The organism is Flavobacterium sp. GNP002, assembly GCF_054343795.1.
On the sequence record NZ_JBTGUW010000001.1, the window covers coordinates 3,459,910 to 3,481,703 of the forward strand.

21 protein-coding genes are annotated in these 21,794 nt (G+C 31.7%); 3 read left to right on the forward strand and 18 right to left on the reverse strand.

Going from position 1 to position 21,794, the window contains the following annotated elements; all coding sequences use genetic code 11:
* Window positions 1–2: 2 nt before the first annotated feature.
* The 11 genes from ACXX80_RS15130 to ACXX80_RS15180 form a co-directional block, all read right to left on the reverse strand.
* On the reverse strand, window positions 3–1,586 hold the full coding sequence (locus ACXX80_RS15130; protein WP_417951413.1) for a sensor histidine kinase: 1,584 nt from the start codon (window positions 1,584–1,586) through the stop codon (window positions 3–5).
* Window positions 1,587–1,645: 59 nt separating this feature from the next.
* Window positions 1,646–2,242 (reverse strand): dephospho-CoA kinase, encoded by a 597-nt coding sequence (gene coaE, locus ACXX80_RS15135; protein ID WP_458553972.1) that lies wholly within the window; start codon window positions 2,240–2,242, stop codon window positions 1,646–1,648.
* A 1-nt stretch (window position 2,243) separates the two neighbouring features.
* Entirely contained in the window at window positions 2,244–3,245 is a 1,002-nt protein-coding gene (locus tag ACXX80_RS15140) for a glycosyltransferase family 2 protein (RefSeq protein ID WP_458553973.1), read from the reverse strand.
* Window positions 3,246–3,373: 128 nt separating this feature from the next.
* Window positions 3,374–4,564, reverse strand: coding sequence for an enoyl-ACP reductase FabV (gene fabV, locus ACXX80_RS15145; protein ID WP_458553974.1), 1,191 nt, complete (start codon window positions 4,562–4,564; stop codon window positions 3,374–3,376).
* Between the two features lie 96 nt (window positions 4,565–4,660).
* Window positions 4,661–6,313 carry a DNA repair protein RecN gene (gene recN, locus ACXX80_RS15150; protein WP_458553975.1) on the reverse strand — a complete coding sequence of 551 codons (1,653 nt, stop codon included), beginning with the start codon at window positions 6,311–6,313 and terminating at the stop codon, window positions 4,661–4,663.
* Between the two features lie 54 nt (window positions 6,314–6,367).
* Window positions 6,368–7,252 carry a type IX secretion system protein PorD gene (gene porD, locus ACXX80_RS15155; protein WP_458553976.1) on the reverse strand — a complete coding sequence of 295 codons (885 nt, stop codon included), beginning with the start codon at window positions 7,250–7,252 and terminating at the stop codon, window positions 6,368–6,370.
* 75 nt (window positions 7,253–7,327) lie between these two features.
* Window positions 7,328–8,539: a bifunctional phosphopantothenoylcysteine decarboxylase/phosphopantothenate--cysteine ligase CoaBC gene (gene coaBC / locus ACXX80_RS15160; RefSeq protein ID WP_417992181.1), complete on the reverse strand. Its 1,212-nt coding sequence runs from the start codon at window positions 8,537–8,539 to the stop codon at window positions 7,328–7,330.
* Between the two features lie 8 nt (window positions 8,540–8,547).
* Window positions 8,548–8,865 carry a DNA-directed RNA polymerase subunit omega gene (locus tag ACXX80_RS15165; protein ID WP_026709525.1) on the reverse strand — a complete coding sequence of 106 codons (318 nt, stop codon included), beginning with the start codon at window positions 8,863–8,865 and terminating at the stop codon, window positions 8,548–8,550.
* Between the two features lie 8 nt (window positions 8,866–8,873).
* Window positions 8,874–9,668, reverse strand: coding sequence for an outer membrane protein assembly factor BamD (locus tag ACXX80_RS15170; protein ID WP_458553977.1), 795 nt, complete (start codon window positions 9,666–9,668; stop codon window positions 8,874–8,876).
* A 128-nt stretch (window positions 9,669–9,796) separates the two neighbouring features.
* Window positions 9,797–10,684 (reverse strand): 4-hydroxy-tetrahydrodipicolinate synthase, encoded by an 888-nt coding sequence (gene dapA / locus ACXX80_RS15175; RefSeq protein ID WP_458553978.1) that lies wholly within the window; start codon window positions 10,682–10,684, stop codon window positions 9,797–9,799.
* A 7-nt stretch (window positions 10,685–10,691) separates the two neighbouring features.
* Window positions 10,692–11,210: a DUF6913 domain-containing protein gene (locus ACXX80_RS15180; protein ID WP_458553979.1), complete on the reverse strand. Its 519-nt coding sequence runs from the start codon at window positions 11,208–11,210 to the stop codon at window positions 10,692–10,694.
* Window positions 11,211–11,257: 47 nt separating this feature from the next.
* Here ACXX80_RS15180 and ACXX80_RS15185 point away from each other — a divergent pair, with 47 nt between their 5' ends.
* A complete protein-coding gene (locus tag ACXX80_RS15185; protein WP_458553980.1) occupies window positions 11,258–12,037 on the forward strand; it encodes a 5'-nucleotidase C-terminal domain-containing protein in 780 nt (259 codons plus the stop codon).
* 186 nt (window positions 12,038–12,223) lie between these two features.
* Window positions 12,224–13,135 carry a bifunctional metallophosphatase/5'-nucleotidase gene (locus tag ACXX80_RS15190; RefSeq protein WP_458553981.1) on the forward strand — a complete coding sequence of 304 codons (912 nt, stop codon included), beginning with the start codon at window positions 12,224–12,226 and terminating at the stop codon, window positions 13,133–13,135.
* Here the strand turns inward: ACXX80_RS15190 and ACXX80_RS15195 are convergent.
* The 7 genes from ACXX80_RS15195 to rpsF all read right to left on the reverse strand — a co-directional run bounded on the left by ACXX80_RS15195 (window position 13,125) and on the right by rpsF (window position 20,932).
* Window positions 13,125–13,526: a hypothetical protein gene (locus ACXX80_RS15195; protein WP_458553982.1), complete on the reverse strand. Its 402-nt coding sequence runs from the start codon at window positions 13,524–13,526 to the stop codon at window positions 13,125–13,127. The genes ACXX80_RS15190 and ACXX80_RS15195 overlap by 11 nt on opposite strands.
* A 295-nt stretch (window positions 13,527–13,821) precedes the next feature.
* The gene (gene ligA / locus ACXX80_RS15200) at window positions 13,822–15,849 is read right to left on the reverse strand and encodes an NAD-dependent DNA ligase LigA (RefSeq protein WP_458553983.1); all 2,028 of its coding nucleotides are present in this window, start codon (window positions 15,847–15,849) and stop codon (window positions 13,822–13,824) included.
* Between the two features lie 74 nt (window positions 15,850–15,923).
* On the reverse strand, window positions 15,924–16,397 hold the full coding sequence (locus tag ACXX80_RS15205; RefSeq protein ID WP_458553984.1) for a DUF6495 family protein: 474 nt from the start codon (window positions 16,395–16,397) through the stop codon (window positions 15,924–15,926).
* Between the two features lie 107 nt (window positions 16,398–16,504).
* Entirely contained in the window at window positions 16,505–19,684 is a 3,180-nt protein-coding gene (locus tag ACXX80_RS15210; RefSeq protein ID WP_458553985.1) for a TonB-dependent receptor, read from the reverse strand.
* A 98-nt stretch (window positions 19,685–19,782) separates the two neighbouring features.
* Window positions 19,783–20,223, reverse strand: a complete 441-nt coding sequence (gene rplI / locus ACXX80_RS15215) for a 50S ribosomal protein L9 (protein WP_458553986.1) — start codon at window positions 20,221–20,223, stop codon at window positions 19,783–19,785.
* A 65-nt stretch (window positions 20,224–20,288) separates the two neighbouring features.
* Window positions 20,289–20,585: a 30S ribosomal protein S18 gene (gene rpsR / locus ACXX80_RS15220; protein WP_007138295.1), complete on the reverse strand. Its 297-nt coding sequence runs from the start codon at window positions 20,583–20,585 to the stop codon at window positions 20,289–20,291.
* Between the two features lie 5 nt (window positions 20,586–20,590).
* Window positions 20,591–20,932, reverse strand: coding sequence for a 30S ribosomal protein S6 (gene rpsF / locus ACXX80_RS15225; protein WP_035671622.1), 342 nt, complete (start codon window positions 20,930–20,932; stop codon window positions 20,591–20,593).
* 164 nt (window positions 20,933–21,096) lie between these two features.
* Between rpsF and ACXX80_RS15230 the strand changes: the two genes are divergently transcribed.
* Window positions 21,097–21,792, forward strand: a complete 696-nt coding sequence (locus tag ACXX80_RS15230) for a LytR/AlgR family response regulator transcription factor (protein ID WP_458553987.1) — start codon at window positions 21,097–21,099, stop codon at window positions 21,790–21,792.
* Window positions 21,793–21,794: the final 2 nt, after the last annotated feature.

The window sequence follows — 21,794 nt, forward strand, 5'->3', positions numbered from 1 at the left end:
TTCTAATTTATTAATGGTAATTTTATTATGAAGGTACTCCCTTTTCCCTTTTCACTTTCTACATATACTTGACCATTATGGTCGTCAACAATTCTTTTTACGTAAGCTAATCCTAACCCGTGACCTTTAACATTATGAATGTCTCCAGTATGCTCTCTATAGAATTTTTCAAAAATTCTTTTTTGAGCTATTTTACTCATTCCAAGACCGCTATCTTTAACTTTGATAATGACCATATCTTTGATATTTTCAGTGAAAATTTCAATTTCTGGAACATTAGGTGAGTATTTTATTGCGTTTTCTAAAATATTTACAATGACATTGGTAAAATGAACATCATTGATTAAAACTGTAGTTCTAATAGCTTTAAAATGACAGATAATTGTTCCTTGCCTGTCTTCTAAAATCAAATTCACATGATCTATTGCATCTTCAATAATCTCATGAATATTATTTGATTCTTTAGTAATATCTAATTCTTTCTTTTCTAATTTAGAAATTCGTAGTACATTTTCTACCTGAGCATGCATGCGTTTATTCTCATCCTTAATCATTTGAAGGTATCGCAAAACCTTCTCTTTATCATCTATTATTTTTGGATTTCTAATTGCATCCAAAGCTAAATTTATAGTTGCAATTGGAGTTTTAAACTCGTGCGTCATATTATTAATGAAATCGTTTTTGATTTCAGAAATTTGACGTTGACGAATTAATTGATTCAATGCACTCGTGTAAGCAATTAAAATAATCAGTGTAAAAACAATAGAAAGAACTGTTATACTAACGAGTTCTGACAATAAAAATTTCTTCTTTAGAGGAAATGTTACTAACAATTGATATTTACTATTCCCTTCATTATCTGTAAAAATGGGAATTGAATAGGTAGCATCTTTATCATATTTAAAATCATTTGATTTAATTTTGGTAGCTAAATTATTGCTGTAAATACCAAATTCAAATCTTGTTTCAATACCATATTCTCCTAATTCTTTTTTAATCAGTTTCTGTAAAACATCACTGGAAACACGTTCTTCAAGTGGCATTGCAGACAAAACATCCTTAGAGGAAATTTCAAAAAGAGCATTGTCTAAAATATCCAGATTACCTGATTTTTCAATTCTAACATCAGGAATCAAACTTTGGCTCACTCCTGATTTATCTATTGAATTATTGTTATAAACTTCAGTTACCCGTTTGGAACTAAAGCTCTTAAATTTTTCACTATCAAATTTTTTATCAAAGAACGTTGGTGAAATATTATAATCTTCAGAAATTATACTGTTTGAATATATAATCGTTTTATTTGTTCTTGGATTTTTTTGAACATAATAAAACTCTAATATGTCATCCTTTTCAGGTACTTTTCCTGTACTGTCTTTATAATGATTTATTTTATCATAAAAACTATATGTTTCTTGCTTCTGTATCTTATCTGCTACATTACCAATAACTTGTTTAACATGAAATTTAAACTGCTCATCATTGTTTTTGAACGAAGTATTAAACCAATACACTTGAACAAGAATTATCCCTATTAAGGACAGACTCATCAATAAAACAAGTAATCTAAAAAAAAGTTTATTCATCGAAACAAATTTAGTATTTTAACAATATATTAAATAATAGATTAACCAAACATTAACACCTATAGCACATTTTGTTTAATCTTTAAAATTTTAAGAATTTTAACAACTTCTAATTTTGTAGTTTCTATAGAAGTATTTTCTATGATGAAATCGCTTTTTGAGATGCGTTGTTCATCAGTCCATTGTGCATTTATTCTTTTTAAAACAAGTTCTCGTGTCGTTTTATCACGCTCAATAACTCTCTGAATCCTTGATTCTACTGGTGCTGTGACAGTTATAACCAAATCGCAATTTTTATAACTACCACTTTCAAATAAAATAGCAGCTTCATAAATAACATAAGAAGCTGCAGTATGTTGCAAAAGCCATTGTTCAAAATGTTTTTTTACTGCAGGATGAACAATTTTATTAAGTTTTTCTAATTTTTCAGGGTTATTAAAAACAATTTTGGCTAATTCTTCTCTGTTTAACTTCTCATTTTCAAAAACTGTATCACCAAATACATTTTTAATAGCTTCAGTAATTTCTGAAGATTGCATGATTTTTCTGGCTTCGTCATCAGCAATGTACAATGGAATGCCAAATGATTTAAAATAATTTGCAATGGTGGTTTTCCCACTTCCAATACCGCCAGTTAAACCAATTATTTTTGTCATATTAAACTTTGAAAAATAATTCAGGGAAAGCTTCTTGAGGATTTTGTTTCAAAATGATAATTTTATAAAAAGATTTTATAAAACCGGTTCCGTAACCATAAAATTGTTTCCAAACGGCTATCAATGATAAATACCCAATTTTCAAGCTTTTATTTTGATAAGAAGACACCAAAAACAGTACCAAAAAGTAAACAAAATACAATTGAAGAAGCAAATCAAAATTAAAAAATAGCATCAATAAAAATGAAGTAAAAAATCCAACTATGAATACCGAAGGAAAGAAAAAAGTTAGCTTATTGTATTTTGGATACCAACTATTCAAAATTGGTCGTGCTTTCCCAAATTTATTTACCTGAATAGAAAACTTATCCCAATCAATTCTTCTTTTGTGATATACGAATGCTTTAGGAAAAAGTTTAGTCTCAAAACCTAAATTCCACAAACGAATTGATAAATCCGGATCTTCACCAGGGTGAATATTTCCAAAACCTTTCGATGCTTCAAAAGCTTTTCTGGACAATCCCATGTTGAAACTTCTAGGCTGAAATTTATCTATTTTTTCTGAACCACCTCTAATTCCACCAGTGGTTAAAAAGGAGGTCATTGCAAAATTAATTGCTTTCTGAATATCTGAAAAACTATCCAAAGCTTTATCAGGTCCTCCAAAACAATCTACATAATTCTGTTTTAAAGCTTTATCAACTTCTGTTAAATACTCCTTTGGAATAATACAATCTGAATCAAAAATGATAAAATAATCTCCTCTTGCTTTTTTCATTCCGTAATTTCGTGAATCCCCAGGTCCTGAATTTTCCTTGTAATAGTAAGAAATATCTAGTCTGTCCCCATATTTCTGAGCTACATCTTTACAAGCTATGGAGGAACCATCTTCAATAATAACAATTTCAAAAATTTCGTTATACGTTGAATGAGATAAACTCTCTAAAAGTTCATCAACTTCATCCGGACGATTGTAAACTGGTATAATTAGGGAAAATAACATAAATTATGAATGTGGTATTAAAGATGTTTTTTTAGGCTCAAAAAATTTTAACAAAGATAATCTTTATCCATAAAAAAACCATCAACTATTAATTGATGGTTTTTAAAATATTTAATTCTGTAATTTGTTTAGCCAATACTTTCGATGTTTACCACTTCGTTTGCATCTGCTTTATAATCAACGCCTTCTACGTCAAAACCAAATAGATTGTAGAAATCTTTTCTGTATCCTTCTAAATCTCCTATTTCAGATAAATTTTCAGTTACAGCTTCAATCCACAATTTAGCTATTTTTTCTTGAACATCAGGACGCATTTCTAAATCATCAATACGGATTCTTCCTTTTTCATCAACTGGAATTTCATTGCCAGTATACAATCTTTCTTGGTACAAACGTTGAATTTGTTCGATACAACCTTCGTGAATTCCTTCTTCTTTCATTATTTTATACAACAAAGAAATATACAATGGAATAACCGGAATTGCAGAACTTGCTTGTGTTACCAATGCTTTATTTACCGAAACAAATGCTTTTCCATCAATGTCAGCTAAACTGTCAGTAATGGCAAAAGCAGTCGCTTCAAGATGATCTTTCGCACGACCTATTGTTCCTTTTCTATAAACCGCTTCGGTCAATGATGGTCCAATATAAGAATAAGCAACAGTTGTAGCGCCAGGAGCCAATAGATTTTGAGCTTTTAAAGCATCAATCCACATTGACCAATCTTCACCGCCCATTACAGCAACTGTATTTTCAATATCCTCACCACTACAAGGCTCAATTGAAATCTCTGAAACTTTACCAGAATGAAAATCAACCGTTTTATTAGTAAAAGTACTTCCGATAGGTTTCAAAACAGAACGATGCAAAACGCCTGTAACCGGATGCATACGAACAGGAGAAGCTAAACTATAGATTACTAAGTCCACTTGCCCTAAGTCCGCTTTTATAAGATCTAATGTTTGTTGTTTTACTTCATTCGAAAAAGCATCTCCATTGATACTTTTTGCATATAAACCAGCAGCATGAGCTTCATTTTCAAAAGCTGCAGAATTATACCAACCTGGTGAAGCTGTTTTACCTTCTGTTGGAGGTTTTTCAAAAAATACACCAATAGTTCCTGCTGCAGATCCAAAAGCACTTGTAATTCTCGAAGCTAAACCAAATCCGGTTGAAGCTCCAATTACTAATACTTTTTTAGCCCCGTTTATAGGTCCTTTTGATTTAATATATTCAATTTGATTTTTAACATTTTGTTCGCATCCTTTTGGGTGAGATGTCGTACAAATAAATCCTCTCATTCTAGGTTCTATAATCATACTCTTGGTTATTCGTTTTTATATTTATTCGTGTAATAGTTTTATCGCTGATGCAAAAATTTTGCTTTTATAAGGAAACAAATATAAAGTAAAAAATTAGTTCAGCAAGGCTTTAGCGTGATTTAAGGCCGAATCAGAAACTACAGTTCCTGATAACATTTGAGCAATTTCTACGACTCTTTCTTCTCCATTTAATAACTTCAGTTCAGAGAGAGTATCTTCGCCAACAGTTGATTTAAATACTTTGAAATGTGCATTTCCTTTAGCAGCGATTTGTGGTAAATGGGTAATGGCAAAAATTTGCATTTCCTGACTCATTTCCTTCATAATTTCTCCCATTCTAATAGCAATTTCTCCAGAAACACCGGTATCGATTTCATCAAAAATCAATGTTGGCAATTTGGAGTATTGTGCTAATATCGCCTTAACAGCAAGCATAATCCTTGACATTTCTCCACCGGAAGCTACTTTTTTTAATAAACCGAAATCAGTTCCTTTATTTGCTGAGAATAAAAACTGAAGCTCATCTTTTCCATTTTGGAAATATGTTTCAGTAGTCTTAATATCAATATTAAAGCGAACATTTGGCATTCCCAAAGTTTCTAAAATGGTAATCAACTTTTGAGATAAAACTGGAATCGAATTCAATCTATTGTTATGAATTGTGGTCGAAAAAGCATCCAATTCAATTGTTTTTTGTTCAATAGAAACAATCAGCGCCGCAATTTCTTCTTCCATATTGCCTAATTCTAAAACTGAATTTTCCAGATTAGCTTGAATTTCCAATAATTCATCTACAGAGGAAACCTGATGTTTCTTTTGTAAATTAAAAATTACCTGAAGCTTTTGACTAATTAAATCCAATTGTTCCGGATCATTAACAAGTTTTTCGGAGCAACGATTCATTTCAACTGAAATATCATCAAACTCAATCGTTACGCTTGTAATTCTTTCTAATAAAGAATGATATTCAGTCGAAAAATAGGCGATTTTTTGTAATGAAACCTTGATTTCATTCAAATTATGCATCACACCTATTTGCTCTTCATTGGCTATAGCTAAAGACCTATCAATAGATTCTTTTATAATCTCAACATTATTCAACTTCTCAAAATCAGCCTCAAGAGTTTCTTGCTCGCCAGATTTTAATTGAGCAGCAACTAACTCATCCAGTAAAAAAGTATTGTATTCCTGCTCTTTCTTAGATTCGCTTTGTCTTTTCAGCAACGAATTCAATTTGGATTTATCCGATTTATAGCTTTTTAAAAGCGCCTGATATTCCAGAATTGTTTCTTTATTATTTGCAATTGCATCAATAATTTCGAACTGTACATTTTCATCTGAAAGTTCTTGGGTTTGTTGTTGCGAATGAATATCAATCAAGAACAAACTCAATTCCTGCAATTCCTGAAGATTCACAGGACTATCATTTATAAAAGCTCTTGATTTTCCAGAAGGCAGAATTTCACGTCTAATTATGGTATCATTTTCATAGTCCAAATCATTTGCTTCAAAAAAAGAAAGCAAATTATACTTAGAAATTTCAAAATGAGCCTCAATGATACACTTTTCTTCTTTGTTTTTTAAAGAAGTCAAGTCGGCTCTTTTCCCTAAAACCAGTCCTAATGCTCCTAAAATTATTGATTTTCCTGCACCCGTTTCTCCTGTGATTGTTGAGAAACCTTTTGAAAAATCGATAGACAATTTTTCTATTAAGGCATAGTTTTTTATCGAAAGTGACGTTATCATTTACTGTATTGTTTTGTGATGTGAAGCTGGATTAATCTAAAAATTGGAAATCAATTAATATTTCATCAGCATCCATTTACTTGAATTCAAAGGAGAAATTTTATTCAGATTATCGACTAAATCTGAGATTGTAATACTGGGTCCACCAGAAAATATAGAAACTATTTCATCAGATTTAGCATCGAAAAAAACACGTGTTAAAAATGCGTTGGGTCTGGAAGTATTTAGTTTGGCCAAATCGATTAGTGATCCTTTCACTTTTTCTTTGGACGCTTTTAAATCCTGATTCATTACATCCAAACCTACATGATAATCGAGCATGGTTTGACGTATTTGTTTGAATGCTGGAGATAAAATATCATTTATCAAAAAGTAGCGATTTTGATTTCCATCAGCTTGACTCCATCCTTTAGAACCGCCTTGTTGTGCTATATTTGAAATATTTTGAGCAATTTCAAAATACGAATTTCCAGATTCGGAAACAAAAGTATCTGCATCCATTCCTAAAATCATATAACTGTAAAAAGCCAATACAGAAACTAAATTAGAATCGAATGTAGTAGGACTAAAAATTAGATTTTCAAACTCTATATACCTAAAATTAAAGTCTTTATCATTGTAATTTAATACCGGAGATGAATATGAGGAATTAAAAATAGGTCTTGAAGATTGTACTTGAATCGTTGCCGTAAATTGATCTGAGTTGTTCGAAGAAACAGTAATATACATCGAACAATTAATTTTCTCATTTTGCTTAACCGTTTGCCCAGTCCAATCCGTTTTATTTACAAACTCACTTATGGAAGTTTGCAAGGTTTTAAAAACTTGCTGATTTGTAACACTCAATTTTTGTGCATCAACCGTTACCGTACAGTTTAATTGTTGCGCTTGTGAAAGCCCAAAAGAAAAAAGCAGAAAAAAAATAATTATTTTATTCATCTGTAGATTTGTATTATCTCTTAACGGTTAACAATAGTTCAAACAGCAATATTGCGTTTGTATTAATCCGACACCCTATTTCATAAAATGTACTTTCACCTTTTCTAGAATATCATCAGCAACAGCTTCTTTTGATTTTAATTCCATTGGCTCAATATTGAAATTTTTATCAATAAAGGTAACTTTATTCGTTGCTTTACCAAAACCAGCACCCTGATCTTGAAGCGAATTTAAAACAATCAAATCTAAGTTTTTTTTCTGAATTTTCAAGGTTGCATTTTCAATTTCATTTTCTGTTTCTAAAGCAAAACCTATCAAAAACTGGCTTTTCTTTTGTTCGCCTAAAGAAGCTAAAATATCCTTCGTTTTTTCGAGTTCAATTGTAAAATTATCAGCTGCTTTTTTTATTTTTTGTTGTGCAACATTTTTTGGTTTGTAATCTGCAACGGCAGCTGCTGCAATCGCAACATCCACATCTGGATAAAACTGATGACAAGCCACGTACATTTCTTCTGCAGATACAACAGGAATCACATTAATTAATGGATTTGAAACTTTACAATTTGTAGGTCCCGAAACCAAAATCACCGAAGCACCTAGATTTGCAGCGCTTATTGCTATATCAAAACCCATTTTTCCCGAAGAATGATTTCCTATAAAACGCACAGGATCTATTGCTTCGTATGTGGGACCTGCAGTAATTAATATTTTTTTTCCTTTAAGAGGTAATTTGCTATTTAAATCAGCTTCAATAAAAGCAATAATATTTTCAGGTTCAGCCATTCTTCCTTCACCGGATAATCCGCTTGCCAGTTCACCGCTTTCCGCAGGAATTATGACATTGCCAAATTGAGTCAGAGAAGAGAAATTAGCAATAGTAGAAGGATGTTTGTACATGTCTAAATCCATTGCAGGAGCAAAATAAACCGGACATTTTGCTGATAAATAAGCTGCAATCAAAAGATTGTCACAAGTACCATTTGTCATTTTAGACAAAGTATTTGCAGTTGCTGGAGCAATAACCATCAAATCAGCCCAAAGAGCTAATTCAACATGATTGTTCCATTTTTCGTTCTCATCGTCTTGATTATAAAAACTGGAATGAACAGGATTTTTGGATAACGTGGATAACGTAAGAGGAGTTACAAAATCCTTAGAAGCAGGTGTCATTATCACTTGGACATGTGCACCTGCTTTTATGAAAAGTCGTACTAATGTGGCTGTTTTATAGGCTGCAATTCCACCAGAAACTCCAAGTAGAATTTTCTTACCGCTTAAAACTGACATAGTAACTATTATTTATTTGAATCTCTGTGGTAAATTTTACCATCTAACCATTCTTGAACTGCTAAAGCGTGTGGCTTAGGTAGTTTTTCGTAAAACTTTGAAACCTCAATTTGCTCTTTGTTTTCAAAAACTTCTTCAAGACTGTCATTATATGTAGCAAATTCTTCCAATTTCTCTGTCAATTCTTTTTTAATTTCAGAATTGATTTGGTTTGCTCTTTTAGCCATAATGGTTATTGCTTCATACACATTACCAGTAGGTTCTTCAATAACAGTTTTGTTGTATGTTATTGTATTTACTGGAGCATTCGTCTTTTTTAAATCCATGACTTTATTTATTTAGTAAATTTTTGTAAATCTTTATCTATTCGAGCTAACATTTCGCTTGCTTCTTGCTTGTATTTAGTATCCGCTTTAAACTTAATCAAATTCAATTGTGCAGCTTTTGCAACATTTAATCGCTCTTCCATTTTTGATGGAATACTATTAATTGCTAATTGATACGCTGAATCTAACTTGTAATATAAAGCATCTTCTTTAAACGGAGTTCCAGGATAATCTGCTACAAAATTGTCTAAAGCAACAATTGCTGATTTATAATCAGAAATTGTATTGTATCCTTTAGCATTTTCAAAAACCTTTTGCTCTATTTTCTCACTCAGTACTTTTACAGTTGCATTCGCTTCTGTCAAGTACGTTGAATTAGGATAATTATCAATAAATGCTTGTAATTTATCTAATGCTTTAGTAGTGTCTGTTTGATCTAAACTATAAACTGGTGACAACATAGAATAGCTTTTTGCTCCTAAATATGCTGCTTCTTCCAGTTTTTCACTTTTAGGATATCCTGAAACAAAACTCTCAAATTGGTATCCTGCCAAGTAATATTGTTGCGTTTTGAAATATGATTGAGAAAACATATAAAACAATTTTTCAGCTTGAGGTTTCCCTCTGTAGGCTGGAGCAATTTGTTCAAAAATACGAATCGCTTTAGAATATTTCCCTGCATCGTATAATTTAGTGGCCATTTCAAATTTAACAGCGACATCTTCGGTTTTTAATGCTTTTTGGTATTCGTTACAAGAACTGAATAAAACTACAAGAAGCAATAGAGATATTATTTTTTTCATTTTTTTACTTTTTTTATGATTTCTTGGTTGAAACAACCCATAAAATCATACCGAAGTTTCGGTGGCAAATTTAGTTATTAATTTAGCGACTTCAAAATATATTTTTTGTTTAAAAAAAGACTCTTTTTTTATCCTTGTTTATTGACTTTTTTGACAAATTGATTAATTCTTTCTGCTAGAGAATCGTCTACTTTTACTAATGGTAAGCGCACGGTGTTTTCTGAAATTCCCAGTGATAGAAACACTTGTTTGATTCCTGCTGGATTTCCTTGCTCAAAAATCATATCAATACAATCTGCTAAAAGGTATTGTGATTTGAATGCTTCATCCACTTTACGATTCAATCCTAATCGAATCATTTCAGAAAATTCTTTAGGAAAACCTTGCCCAATTACAGATATAACGCCTGATCCTCCTGCCAAAACCATTGGCAAAGCAATCATATCATCTCCTGAAATTACCAGAAAATCTTTTGGTTTGTTTTTTAACAATTGCATGGCTTGAACGATATCACCTGCAGCTTCTTTTATGGCTACGACATTTTCAAAATCATTAGCCAAACGTATAACCGTTGAAGGCAACATATTGCTGGCCGTTCTTCCTGGAACATTGTATAAAATTACTGGAATTGGAGATGCTTCAGCGACTGCTTTAAAATGCTGGTATATACCTTCTTGTGTAGGTTTGTTGTAATATGGAGAAACCGATAATATTGCTGCAAATGAAGACAAATCTCTTGTTTTCAACTCTTCTACAACTTTTAAAGTATTGTTTCCTCCTACTCCAAGCACTAATGGCAAAGCACCATTATTAGCTTCGATTACGGTACTAATAACTAATTCTTTTTCGTCTTGAGACAATGTTGCATTTTCGGCAGTTGTACCTAAAACCACAAGATATTCAATTCCTCCGTCGATTGAAAAATTTACAATTCTTTTTAATGCTTCGGTGTCAATTGAAAAATCTTCTTTAAAAGGGGTTACAAGAGCAACACCAGTACCTATTAATGATTGCATATTAGTTTTATATTTTGTTTAATAATTTTAAATATTTGAATAGCTCACTTACAAAAAGTGTATAATTATCAACATCTGTTTTAATCATAAAATGATTTAATCTTTTGTCTATTGATGAAAAACCAACTTTAAATTGCGCTTTTGAATTATGAGTGATTTTTAATAAAATTGCTTTTTCTATGTCGTAATAACTGATTAACAAATCATATTTTTGATTGATAAAATCATTTACTTCCAAAGAAGAAATTTCTCCATTCCATTTTAAATCTCCTGAAGTAAATACAGGATATGTTTTCTCTAGAGTTTTCTTAAATTTATCTCCGTAAACAATTGTTGTTATATTTTCTGATGCAATTCCGTTTGCTTTTAACTGTTTAATCAATAATTCAGTTTTGGCAAAATGAGTGGCATCAACCAGTAAACCAATTGTTTTTACAACATTAACTGACTCAATATTTTTTAAATTTTGAAAGCTTTTTTTTAATGTTTTTTTTACAAAAAAATCCTTTATATAATTCAAAAACATATTACTTTTACTTGATTACAAAATTAATTAATTAAGTCGCATTTAAAATGGTAAATCTAAAAAAGTATAACGATGTTTCTAAACTTTTTGTTATATTCTTAACATTTTTTTTTATTGCTTCCTGCAGCAAACAAAATTACTACGTTACTAAGATAGAAGGCAAACGAATTCCAATCACCGAAAAGGAAATTCAAGTCCCTCAAATTGAAAATTTTATCAAACCTTACAGAGAACATATCAATAAAGATTTAGATAGCGTTCTTGCTTATTGCCCTGAAACATTAGACAAAAGCACAGGTAAATGGCAAACTACAATTGGTAATTTGATGGCTGATGTTACTTTAATGAGAGGAAACATTGTATTTCAAGCGAGAGAAAAAAAGAGCATTGATATTTGTTTGCTCAATAGCGGAGGGATTCGTTCTATACTTCCAAAGGGAAATGTAACTGCAAGAACGGCTTTTGAAATTATGCCTTTTGAAAACAGTTTGGTTGTGATTGCTTTAAAAGGAGAACAAATTCTTGAAATGGTCGATTATTTTATCGCCGAAAAAAAACCACATCCACTAGCTGGACTAACTTTTACCATTGGCAAAAACAACCTTCCTAAAAACATATTAGTACAAGGAAAACCGATACAAAAAGAGACTATTTATTATGTGGGAACCAATGATTATTTATCTAATGGTGGTGACAACATGAATTTCTTTAAGAAAGGGATTCAAAAATTCGATTTAGACTATAAACTACGAAATATTCTTATTGATTATTTTAAAGCAGTAGATACAATTCCTGTGATAAATGATGTTAGAATTACTGTAGAATAAAGAATTCGAATTTAGATAATAAAATAGTTTTAGAAAACATAAAACCCTAGCCCCGATTACTTCACCTAACTTTTATTCTCATAGGAGTTCAGTGAATTACATTTGAAGTGAAAATCATTTTTTATCGTTTTTCAGGATAAAAAATATTGCATCGAAAAGTGGGAAATAGCTCCAAAAAAATATAAAATGAAAAGAAGAGAATTTATAGAAAAAACAGCTGCAGGTTCAGCTTTACTGAGTTTAGGCTTATCATTAAGCAGCTTTGAATCTTCACAAAAAAGACATATTACTATTTTACATACTAATGATGTACACAGTTACATTGATCCGTTTCCTGCAGATCATCCCAGAAATGCAAATATGGGTGGAGTTGCGCGAAGAGCAGCATTGATTGAAACGATTCGGAAAGAGAATCCAAATGTATTATTGCTGGATGCAGGCGATATTTTTCAAGGAACGCCTTATTTTAATTATTATGGCGGAGAATTAGAATTCAAATTGATGAGCATGATGCAATATGATGCTTCTACGATAGGAAATCATGATTTTGATAACGGTGTTGAAGGTTTGCACGCACAAATGCCTCATGCCAAGTTTGAGTTCCTATCAGCCAATTACGATTTTAAAAATACCGTAATGGACGGTTTTGTAAAACCTTATAAAATATTCAACAAAAACGGCATTAAAGTAGGTGTTTTTGGGCTTGGAATTGAGCTTGAAGGATTAGTTGATAAAGGAATGTATAAGGAAACCGTTTATAATAATCCTGTTGAAACAGCACAGGATATGGTTCGGATTTTAAAGAAAGAACAGAAGTGCGATTTAGTAGTTTGTTTGTCTCATTTAGGGTATAAATACAGAGATGAACCTAATAAAATATGCGATTTGAAATTAGCGGAACTAACGCAAGACATTGATTTAATTATTGGCGGACACACACACACTTTTCTAGATAAACCTACCGTTGTAAAAAACCTTGCCGGTAAAGAAGTACTGGTAAATCAAGTGGGTTGTTATGGAATAAATCTGGGCAGAATTGATTTTTATCTTGATAATGACAAAGCAAAAGCGTTTGAAGGGAAATCGATTATTGTATAACAGTAATCGATTTTTTTTTGGCATTTATCACTTCTAAATCAATAACAAATCTATAAAAGGAATAATAACTGGTAACATACAAAATCATTCCCAATGGCCTGAAGTATGTTGGTGGCAACTTAGATAAAAGGCATTTTTCAATGAAAACTGTAAAATAGAGTGCAGTAGATAATAATCCAAAAATAGCCAGCCAAGGCGAATTATTACTGTCGTTCATGATATAATTAGACAAAATAACACCAGCAAGAATCGACACTAAAACATTTTGAACAACCAAAGGATAATAACTCCCTTTTGGAATTTCATCCGAAATGGAAAGCAAATAGGAGAAAATAAATACAAAAGGAATAATTGCTATTAGTATCGGTATAAAATCCTTAATCTTATTCAACTTTATGATATAAAATATCAGTAAAATTCGATGAGTTAAAACACCTATTAAGCCCAAAATCAAAAAAAGTATTGATTCTGAAAGAATGAAAATACCGGTAAGGAACAAAAAAAATAGGGTCGTAAAAAAAAACACATTTCTTTCCTTAGAAGTAACCCAATAAAGATAGATTAGTAGTAAGGCTACCAAGGGTCTGAATGCAAACATAATTTCTTTGAATGAACATAATTCTGCTAGAACTTCAATAAATGAAAAAGAAAAAAGCAAAGCAATGATTACTTTTTCCTGTGAAAAATTATACTTTTTTATCTGTAGCCACATTAGCGTTATTTATTAGATTCATAAAATCATCCTCGGAGATTATTGATATGTTTAACTTCGTTGCTTTATCGAGTTTAGCAGGTCCCATATTATCTCCTGCAACAACATAATCCGTCTTTGCCGAAATAGAGCTTCCCACTTTTCCACCATTATCTTCGATTGCCTTTTTCAAATCGTCTCTTGAAAATTTCTCAAAGACTCCTGAAACAACAAATATTTTTCCGGAAAGTTTATCTGTAGCATTTGGGTTTATCTTTTCAACAATTTCAAATTGAACACCAAAACTTTTCAGTCTTTCAATTATAATTCTATTTTCTTGGTTTTCGAAAAAGTCAAGTACACTTTGCGCAATTCGTTCCCCTATTTCATCCACCAAAATCAAATCCATCAATGTGGCCTGACTCAATGCATCAATACTTTTATAATGTTTGGCTAGTTTTTTTGCTACAGTTTCACCGACAAATCTAATTCCAATAGCAAACAAAACGCGCTCAAAAGGAATACTTTTTGAATTTACTACACCTTTAACCAAATTTTCAGCAGATTTTTGAGCCATTCGCTCCAAAGGAAGAATTTGCTCAACTGTCAATTCATATAAATCAGCATAATTATGAACCAATCCATTATTAAAAAGCAAAGCTACCGTTTCTCCTCCTAAACCTTCAATATCCATTGCTTTTCTGGAAATAAAATGCTGGATTCTCCCAATAATCTGTGGAGGACAGCCATAAAAATTAGGGCAATAATGATTGGCTTCGCCTTCGGTTCTCACCAAAGCCGTATTACATTCCGGGCAATGTGTAATGTATTTTGTTGGCTCTGTATTTTCAGGACGTTTACTGAAATCAACAGCAATAATTTTTGGAATAATCTCTCCTCCTTTTTCTACAAAAACAGTATCTCCTAAACGAATATCTAGTTTCTCAATTTGATCTGCATTGTGCAAAGAAGCACGTTTCACGATGGTTCCTGCTAGTTGTACTGGCTCTAAGTTGGCCACAGGAGTTATAGAACCCGTTCGTCCTACTTGATACGAAATTGAATTTAATAATGTTGAAACTTGTTCTGATTTGAATTTATAAGCAATTGCCCAACGAGGAGATTTCGCAGTAAAGCCCAATTCATCCTGATAATGAAAAGAATTTACTTTCACCACCACACCATCTGTTTCATACGGAAGGTCATGTCTGTGAATGTCCCAATAATCTATAAACTCGAAAACCTCGGCTAAATTATTGGCTAACTTTGCTTCTTTCGGTACTTTGAAACCCCAATTTCTGGCCGTTTCTAATCCTTCGAATTGCGATTTGAAAGGAAGATTATTTCCAATTAAAAAATACAACAGGCAATCTAACGGTCGTTTTGCTACTTCAGCACTATCTTGCAATTTTAAACTTCCAGAAGCTGTATTTCTGGGATTTGAATACGGTAATTCACCTATTTCGATTAAATCCTGATTCATTTTTTCGAAACCTGCAAAAGGCAAAATGATTTCACCCCGAACATCAAATACAGCCGGAAAATTTCCTTTTAATTGTAACGGAATTGATTTTATGGTTTTGATATTATTAGTCACATCATCTCCTTGAAAACCGTCTCCACGCGTAACAGCACGCTTTAGTTTTCCGTTTTCATAAGTAATGCTGATGGATGCGCCATCGTATTTTAGTTCGCAAGTATATTCTAATGGAACAGCTCCTAAAACTTTTTGAACACGTTTTTCCCAATCCATTAATTCTTCCTTAGAATAGGAATTATCAAGGGAATACATTCTGTGTTCGTGAGTAACGGTTTGGAAATTTTTGGTAATTGCACCTCCAACTCGTTGAGAAGGGGAATTTTCATCAAAGTATTCTGGATATTTATTTTCTAAATCCTGAAGTTGTTTTAATTTAACATCAAATTCAAAATCGGAAATTGTGGGTTTATCCAACACATAGTAATTGTAATTGTGTTGATTTAATTCTTCCCTTAATTTTTGAATCGTATTTTGAATATCCATAGAAAATAAAATTGGCTATTTTAGTTTTGAAAAAGTGTACTAAAATAACCAATTTAAAAGAAATAGCAATACAATTATGAAGTCATAATTGTATTTATTTGTTGGTATAAAAGACCATCGCTTAAAAATGAACCTTGCTGTATCAATTCAAAAATAGAAGTGTTACGCTCCTCTGTAAACTCTTTTTTTCCAACTTTCATTTCAATAGTTTCTGTAAACATATTATCACTAAGCCATTGCAATCCATCTTTGGTTAAAAAATCAACTTCAGGAACTAATGATTTTAAAACTATCGATTGAACATATGTATCAAAACAATGGAAAAGGAAAATATGATTTTTAGAAAAATGTTCTAAATAAGTTGCTTTTGAAAGAACACCTTCCCAAATTAAATCAGAAAAAACGTCTAATTCTTGTTCCGCAACTTCTGGTTTTTCGGATTTCATTTTATCCCACTCTGCTTTATCAATTGCTTGAGTGGCTAAAAAAGTACTGAATTCCTGATTCAATTCCTCAAATTGTTCTTTTGTTAGTCTGGAGTATTTCATTATTGTATTTTAATATTTAACTTTTGCCTTAACTCTCGTTTGAGATTTTGAATCAAAAAAAAGCCCTCTCAAACGAGAGGGCAAATTTAATCTATTTTTATGTGTTTTTAGAAAATATATCTAACTCCAAACTGTGCTTGCCATCTTGACAATAAACTTGCATCATAATTGAACGTTTTAGTTTGAGTTCCATTAAAAGTGTATGTTGGTATTTTTGTAGTTTGATTTACAGATACACCAATTGGTTGTACACTTGTTGGTACTTGAACTAATCCCCAATCAGAATTAATCAAATTTCCTAAATTCAATACATCGATACTAAATTGAATAGTATTTGTTTTTGTAGAAGCAGAAGAAACTTTAAAATTATAATCTTGCATTACTTTAAGATCCCATTTTCCTCTCCATGGAGATAAAGCTCCGTAACGCTCTGCATACTGACCTCTTCTTTCACTCAAATAATCATCTTGACTGATAAATGCATCAAAAGCTGCTCCTTGTCCTGCTCCTGAAAAAGCCATTGAATTAATCTCAACTGACGTTGGAATATACATTAAATCATTTGCTCCTGATCCGTCATTATTGATGTCTCCTCCATAAATATAGTTAAAACGTCCACCTTGAGCATATTCAAAGAAAGTAGAAACTGTAGTCGCCCATTTGTCATTACCGTATTTCCATTTTTTTGAAGCTACACCAATAAAACGGTGTGTATCTCCATATTTAGAATTAGATAAAACGGCATTATTTACGTTCCCTAAAGCTGGGTTAAATGCGAAAGCATCACCTGTAATTTCTGCTTCAATTGAATTCACATCTTGAGATTTCAAATAATTATAGGCAACACTAGCAAACAATCCATTATCAAAAGTCTTTTGTACTTTGACAGAAGAGTTAAACGCACTTCCTTTATCAGAATTGGTCATTACATACGCATTGTTACTTTGCTTATCCGTAGCATTATCATAAATTAACCTGTTATCAACACCCGTAAGAGTTCCTGATGGAGTTCTTAAACCCCAGTTTTGTACGTGAACTCCATTAATATCTTTGTTATATGACATGTCAACAGTAACAATATAGTTACTTTCAAATTTATGATCAACACCTAAACTTGTTCTCCATACTTGTGGCCATTTATAATCTGGATCCATAATTTGAAAAAAACCATCATCAGCACCGCTCACTTGATTTCCTAACCAAACAAAAGGAATTCTTCCTGTAAAAATACCAGTTCCTCCACGAAGTTGTGTTGTTTTGTTTCCATTTACATCCCAATTAAATCCAAGTCTTGGAGACCATAGTAATTTATCACTTGGTAATTTTGTTGAAATTAAAGGAATTTGATTGCCTGTTTCTGGGTCATAATACTGAGTAGCATTATTTCTGGTAGAACCATTTTCTGTATCTATATACTTTTGAATCAAATCAGCTGTGTTGAAATATAAAGGTTTGTCAGCTCTTAAACCAAATGAAAATTTAAAATTATCATTTACGCTCCAGTCGTCCTGCATATAAAATGCAACTTGACCTACATTTAACTCTGATAATTTCCATCCATTATCTTCTCCCACGCCAAAAGAGTTTTTAGCTGTAAATTGATTTTGTGCATAAAGTAAATTCTGAGCAATTATACTTGTTGCAAAAGGCTTAGCAGCATCAGCTAAAAATGCTGCAACATTTGAATACGGTGTATAGAAAGTTCCCGCATAACCATTAGGATTACCAAAATTATCATATCCGGCTAGGTTAAATGAATTTTGAAACTGAAATTTTTCAAAAGAACCACCAAAAGTAAAAGAGTGATTTCCAACCGTATAATTTAAGTTATCTGTAACTTGAAAAACTTTTTGATCTAAAGTATTATTGATAGAAAATGGTTCATGACCTGCAATAATATAATTTGATCCTGCTCCGTCTTGAATATTAATAACTGGTGCTGGTGAAGAAAATGGATTTCTAAAATCATCAAAATGCGTATAACCAGCCTGTAGTTTATTAGATACTTTTTCATTAATCTTAGAGTTTAACTCTAACAAAAAAGAACTCAATTTATTATTGATTTGATATCCAGAATTTTGAAATTGTAAAATAGAAGCATTTGGACCTCTAAACCCTAAAGCTGATGGGTGAGCCGGCTTATCTTTGGAGGCATCCAAAAAGTTATAAATAACAGCTAATTTATTATTATCATCGATATTCCAATCTAATTTTACAATCCCTTTTCTTGAGTTTGAATTATGAGAAAAACCTTGATAAGCACCCGTATTATATCCTAATGAAGATAACGCATTTGAAACATTAATCAAATCTGTTTCTAAAACTCTAGATTCATTAACGCCTGTTACAGCATCACCGTTATTAGCAACAAAGTTTGATCCTAAGTCACTTCTTTCGTCAATTTCAAAATTAGTAAAGAAGAATAATTTATTTTTAACAATTGGTCCACCAATACTAAAACCAGCTTGAGTTTGCTCTAATGAAGGAACAAAAATCTTTTCACCTTTAATTTTACTTCCAGTCATATCTTGGTTTCTAAAGAAGCCGTACACTGTACCATGAAATTCATTTGTTCCTGACTTCGTAACTGCATTCACCGATGCTCCTGTAAAACCTGACAAAGTCACATCATAAGGCGCCGTAGCCACCTGGATTTGTTCAATTGCGTCTAATGAAATTGGCTGAGCTCCGGTTTGTCCACCAGGAGTTGCAGCATCTAAACCAAAAGGATTATTAAATACAGCTCCATTCAAAGAGAAATTATTGAACTTCTCATTTCTACCACCAAAAGAACCGCCACTTGCAGTAGGCTCTAGTCTGGTAAAATCTGAAGCTGATCTTGATATTGACGGTAATGTAGTCAATTCTCTGCGACCAATAGTTGTTTCGGCACCAGTTCGTCCACTGGAAAAAACCTTATTCTTTGCACCAGTAACTTTCACTTCATCTAATTTCTGACTTTCATCTTTCAAAAGAACATCCAGACTAAAAACCTTCCCTAAATCAAGATAAACATCATTGAATTCTTCACTTTGATAGCCTACAAAAGTTACAACAATTTTGTAAGGACCACCAATTCTCATATTCAACATGCTGAACCTTCCGTCTTCATTAGACAAAGCAGAATACTTAGACCCTGTAGGGGTATGAATAGCTAAAATAGTTGCAGCTGGAAGTGTTTCACCTGCTGTACTTTTTACAATTCCTTTAATACTTGATGTTGTAGTTTGTCCCATCATGGCAACAGAACTACAAAAAATCAGAAGTAATGTAATAAATTTTCTCATTTGTTTGAATTTGTGTTATTTGTGGCGCAAAATTAAGCAAAAAAAAATCACTCCTAAGAGTGATTTTTATATTTTATTAACAAAATGTTAATGAAATGTTATTTTTCAGCAACAATTTCGTAATCTAATTCAACGATAACATCTCTGTGTAAACGAACGCTAGCAGTATATTTACCAGTACGTTTAACGATTCCGCTTGTGATGAATTTTCTTTCGACTTGTTGTCCACCTTTAGCTAAAGCTTCAGCGATATCAATATTCGTGATTGAACCGAATAATTTTTCACCACCTGCTTTTGCAAAGATTTTAATTTCGATAGCTTTTAAAGCTTCAGCTAATGCTTTTGCATCTGCTACAACTTTAGCTTCTTTGTGAGCTCTTTGTTTTAGGTTTTCAGCTAATACTTTCTTTGCAGAAGAAGTTGCTAAATGAGCGTGACCTTGTGGGATCAAAAAGTTACGACCATAACCATTTTTTACCGTTACAATATCATCTTTAAATCCTAAATTTTGAACGTCTTGTCTTAATATAAGTTCCATGTTGTTGTCCTTTGTTATAGAAGTTAGGTTTCATGTTTCAGAAAACCAACAACTGAGTTAAATTATTATTTTAGTAAATCCGCCACATATGGCATTAAAGCTAAGTGACGTGCTCTTTTCACAGCAACTGAAACTTTTCTTTGGTATTTTAATGAAGTTCCTGTTAAACGACGAGGAAGTATTTTCCCTTGCTCATTAACAAATTTCAATAAGAAATCAGCATCTTTATAGTCAATATATTTGATACCTGATTTTTTGAAACGACAATACTTTTTAGTTTTGTTAGTTTCTATGTTTAAAGGAGTAAGATATCTGATATCTCCGTCTTTTTTTCCTGAAGCCGATTGTTGTAATGTTGCCATGATAATTAAGCTTTTGTAGATTTTAATTTAGTTCTTCTTCTTTCAGCCCAAGAAATAGCGTGTTTGTCAAGACTTACAGTCAAGAAACGCATTACTCTTTCGTCACGTCTAAATTCAGTTTCAAAAGCAATAAGAACTTCTCCAGCTACTTTGAATTCGAATAAATGGTAAAAACCACTTTTTTTGTTTTGAATTTCGTAAGCCATTTTTTTAAGACCCCAGTCTTCTTTTGACACCATTTCTGCTCCTCTACTAGTAAGAAAATCTTCAAATTTGCTTACTGTTTCCTTTACCTGAACTTCAGATAAAACGGGATTTAAAATGAAAACAGTTTCATAATGATTCATAAATATATATTTATTTGTTATTTTGGGTGCAAAAGTAATCAATTAATCTGATTAAACAAGTCTTATTTCATTTTATTCGACGTATGGTAAAAAAATCCGCTCAATTAGTTTTTTCTAAATAAAAAAGTAATATATTTACTTTGCCAAATCTAAAATACTAAATTATGAAACTAAACTGTGTTGTAGTAGATGATAGTTCTATACAAAGAATGATTATCGCAAAGTTAGTTAATAATCATCAAAATTTACACTTAATCGGTGATTTTTCTAATGCAATCGAAGCTAGAAGTTGTATGTCTATACATAATGTAGACCTTATCTTTTTAGATATCGAAATGCCAGTGATTAGCGGCTTTGATTTCTTGGATGGTTTAAAAGTAAAACCTCAAATTATTTTCATAACCTCAAAAGCTGAATATGCTATGAAAGCCTTTGATTATGATGCTACGGACTATCTTCAAAAACCAATTGCAATTGACAGATTCAACGCTTCGGTTAAAAGAGCTATTGACTTATATCTACTAAAAAAAGAAAATAAAGAAGAAGAAGGAGAGCATATTTTCATTAAAAGCAATTTGAAAAAATTGAAAATATTCACTTCAAAAATAAAATGGATTGAAGCTTTTGGTGATTATGTTAGAGTAGTTACTGAAGAAGACAGCAATCTGGTACTTTCTACCATGAAAGCTTTTGAAAATGATTTGTCAAAAGAGAAATTTGTACGTGTACACAAATCCTACATTATCAACATCGACAAAGTAGAACGTTTCAATAGTAAATTTGCTGAAATTGGGGTAACTAAAATTCCTTTGAGCAGACACAAAAAAGAAGATTTAGTAAAAGCACTTGCCTTTTCATAGAC

What these genes read in the sequence shown, in the direction of transcription:
- ACXX80_RS15130 (WP_417951413.1), bottom strand. Translation starts at nt 1,586, where the DNA reads ATGAATAAACTTTTTTTTAGATTACTTGTTTTATTGATGAGTCTGTCC.
- coaE (WP_458553972.1), bottom strand. Translation starts at nt 2,242, where the DNA reads ATGACAAAAATAATTGGTTTAACTGGCGGTATTGGAAGTGGGAAAACC.
- ACXX80_RS15140 (WP_458553973.1), bottom strand. Translation starts at nt 3,245, where the DNA reads ATGTTATTTTCCCTAATTATACCAGTTTACAATCGTCCGGATGAAGTT.
- fabV (WP_458553974.1), bottom strand. Translation starts at nt 4,564, where the DNA reads ATGATTATAGAACCTAGAATGAGAGGATTTATTTGTACGACATCTCAC.
- recN (WP_458553975.1), bottom strand. Translation starts at nt 6,313, where the DNA reads ATGATAACGTCACTTTCGATAAAAAACTATGCCTTAATAGAAAAATTG.
- porD (WP_458553976.1), bottom strand. Translation starts at nt 7,252, where the DNA reads ATGAATAAAATAATTATTTTTTTTCTGCTTTTTTCTTTTGGGCTTTCA.
- coaBC (WP_417992181.1), bottom strand. Translation starts at nt 8,539, where the DNA reads ATGTCAGTTTTAAGCGGTAAGAAAATTCTACTTGGAGTTTCTGGTGGA.
- ACXX80_RS15165 (WP_026709525.1), bottom strand. Translation starts at nt 8,865, where the DNA reads ATGGATTTAAAAAAGACGAATGCTCCAGTAAATACAATAACATACAAC.
- ACXX80_RS15170 (WP_458553977.1), bottom strand. Translation starts at nt 9,668, where the DNA reads ATGAAAAAAATAATATCTCTATTGCTTCTTGTAGTTTTATTCAGTTCT.
- dapA (WP_458553978.1), bottom strand. Translation starts at nt 10,684, where the DNA reads ATGCAATCATTAATAGGTACTGGTGTTGCTCTTGTAACCCCTTTTAAA.
- ACXX80_RS15180 (WP_458553979.1), bottom strand. Translation starts at nt 11,210, where the DNA reads ATGTTTTTGAATTATATAAAGGATTTTTTTGTAAAAAAAACATTAAAA.
- ACXX80_RS15185 (WP_458553980.1), top strand. Translation starts at nt 11,258, where the DNA reads ATGGTAAATCTAAAAAAGTATAACGATGTTTCTAAACTTTTTGTTATA.
- ACXX80_RS15190 (WP_458553981.1), top strand. Translation starts at nt 12,224, where the DNA reads ATGAAAAGAAGAGAATTTATAGAAAAAACAGCTGCAGGTTCAGCTTTA.
- ligA (WP_458553983.1), bottom strand. Translation starts at nt 15,849, where the DNA reads ATGGATATTCAAAATACGATTCAAAAATTAAGGGAAGAATTAAATCAA.
- ACXX80_RS15205 (WP_458553984.1), bottom strand. Translation starts at nt 16,397, where the DNA reads ATGAAATACTCCAGACTAACAAAAGAACAATTTGAGGAATTGAATCAG.
- ACXX80_RS15210 (WP_458553985.1), bottom strand. Translation starts at nt 19,684, where the DNA reads ATGAGAAAATTTATTACATTACTTCTGATTTTTTGTAGTTCTGTTGCC.
- rplI (WP_458553986.1), bottom strand. Translation starts at nt 20,223, where the DNA reads ATGGAACTTATATTAAGACAAGACGTTCAAAATTTAGGATTTAAAGAT.
- rpsR (WP_007138295.1), bottom strand. Translation starts at nt 20,585, where the DNA reads ATGGCAACATTACAACAATCGGCTTCAGGAAAAAAAGACGGAGATATC.
- rpsF (WP_035671622.1), bottom strand. Translation starts at nt 20,932, where the DNA reads ATGAATCATTATGAAACTGTTTTCATTTTAAATCCCGTTTTATCTGAA.
- ACXX80_RS15230 (WP_458553987.1), top strand. Translation starts at nt 21,097, where the DNA reads ATGAAACTAAACTGTGTTGTAGTAGATGATAGTTCTATACAAAGAATG.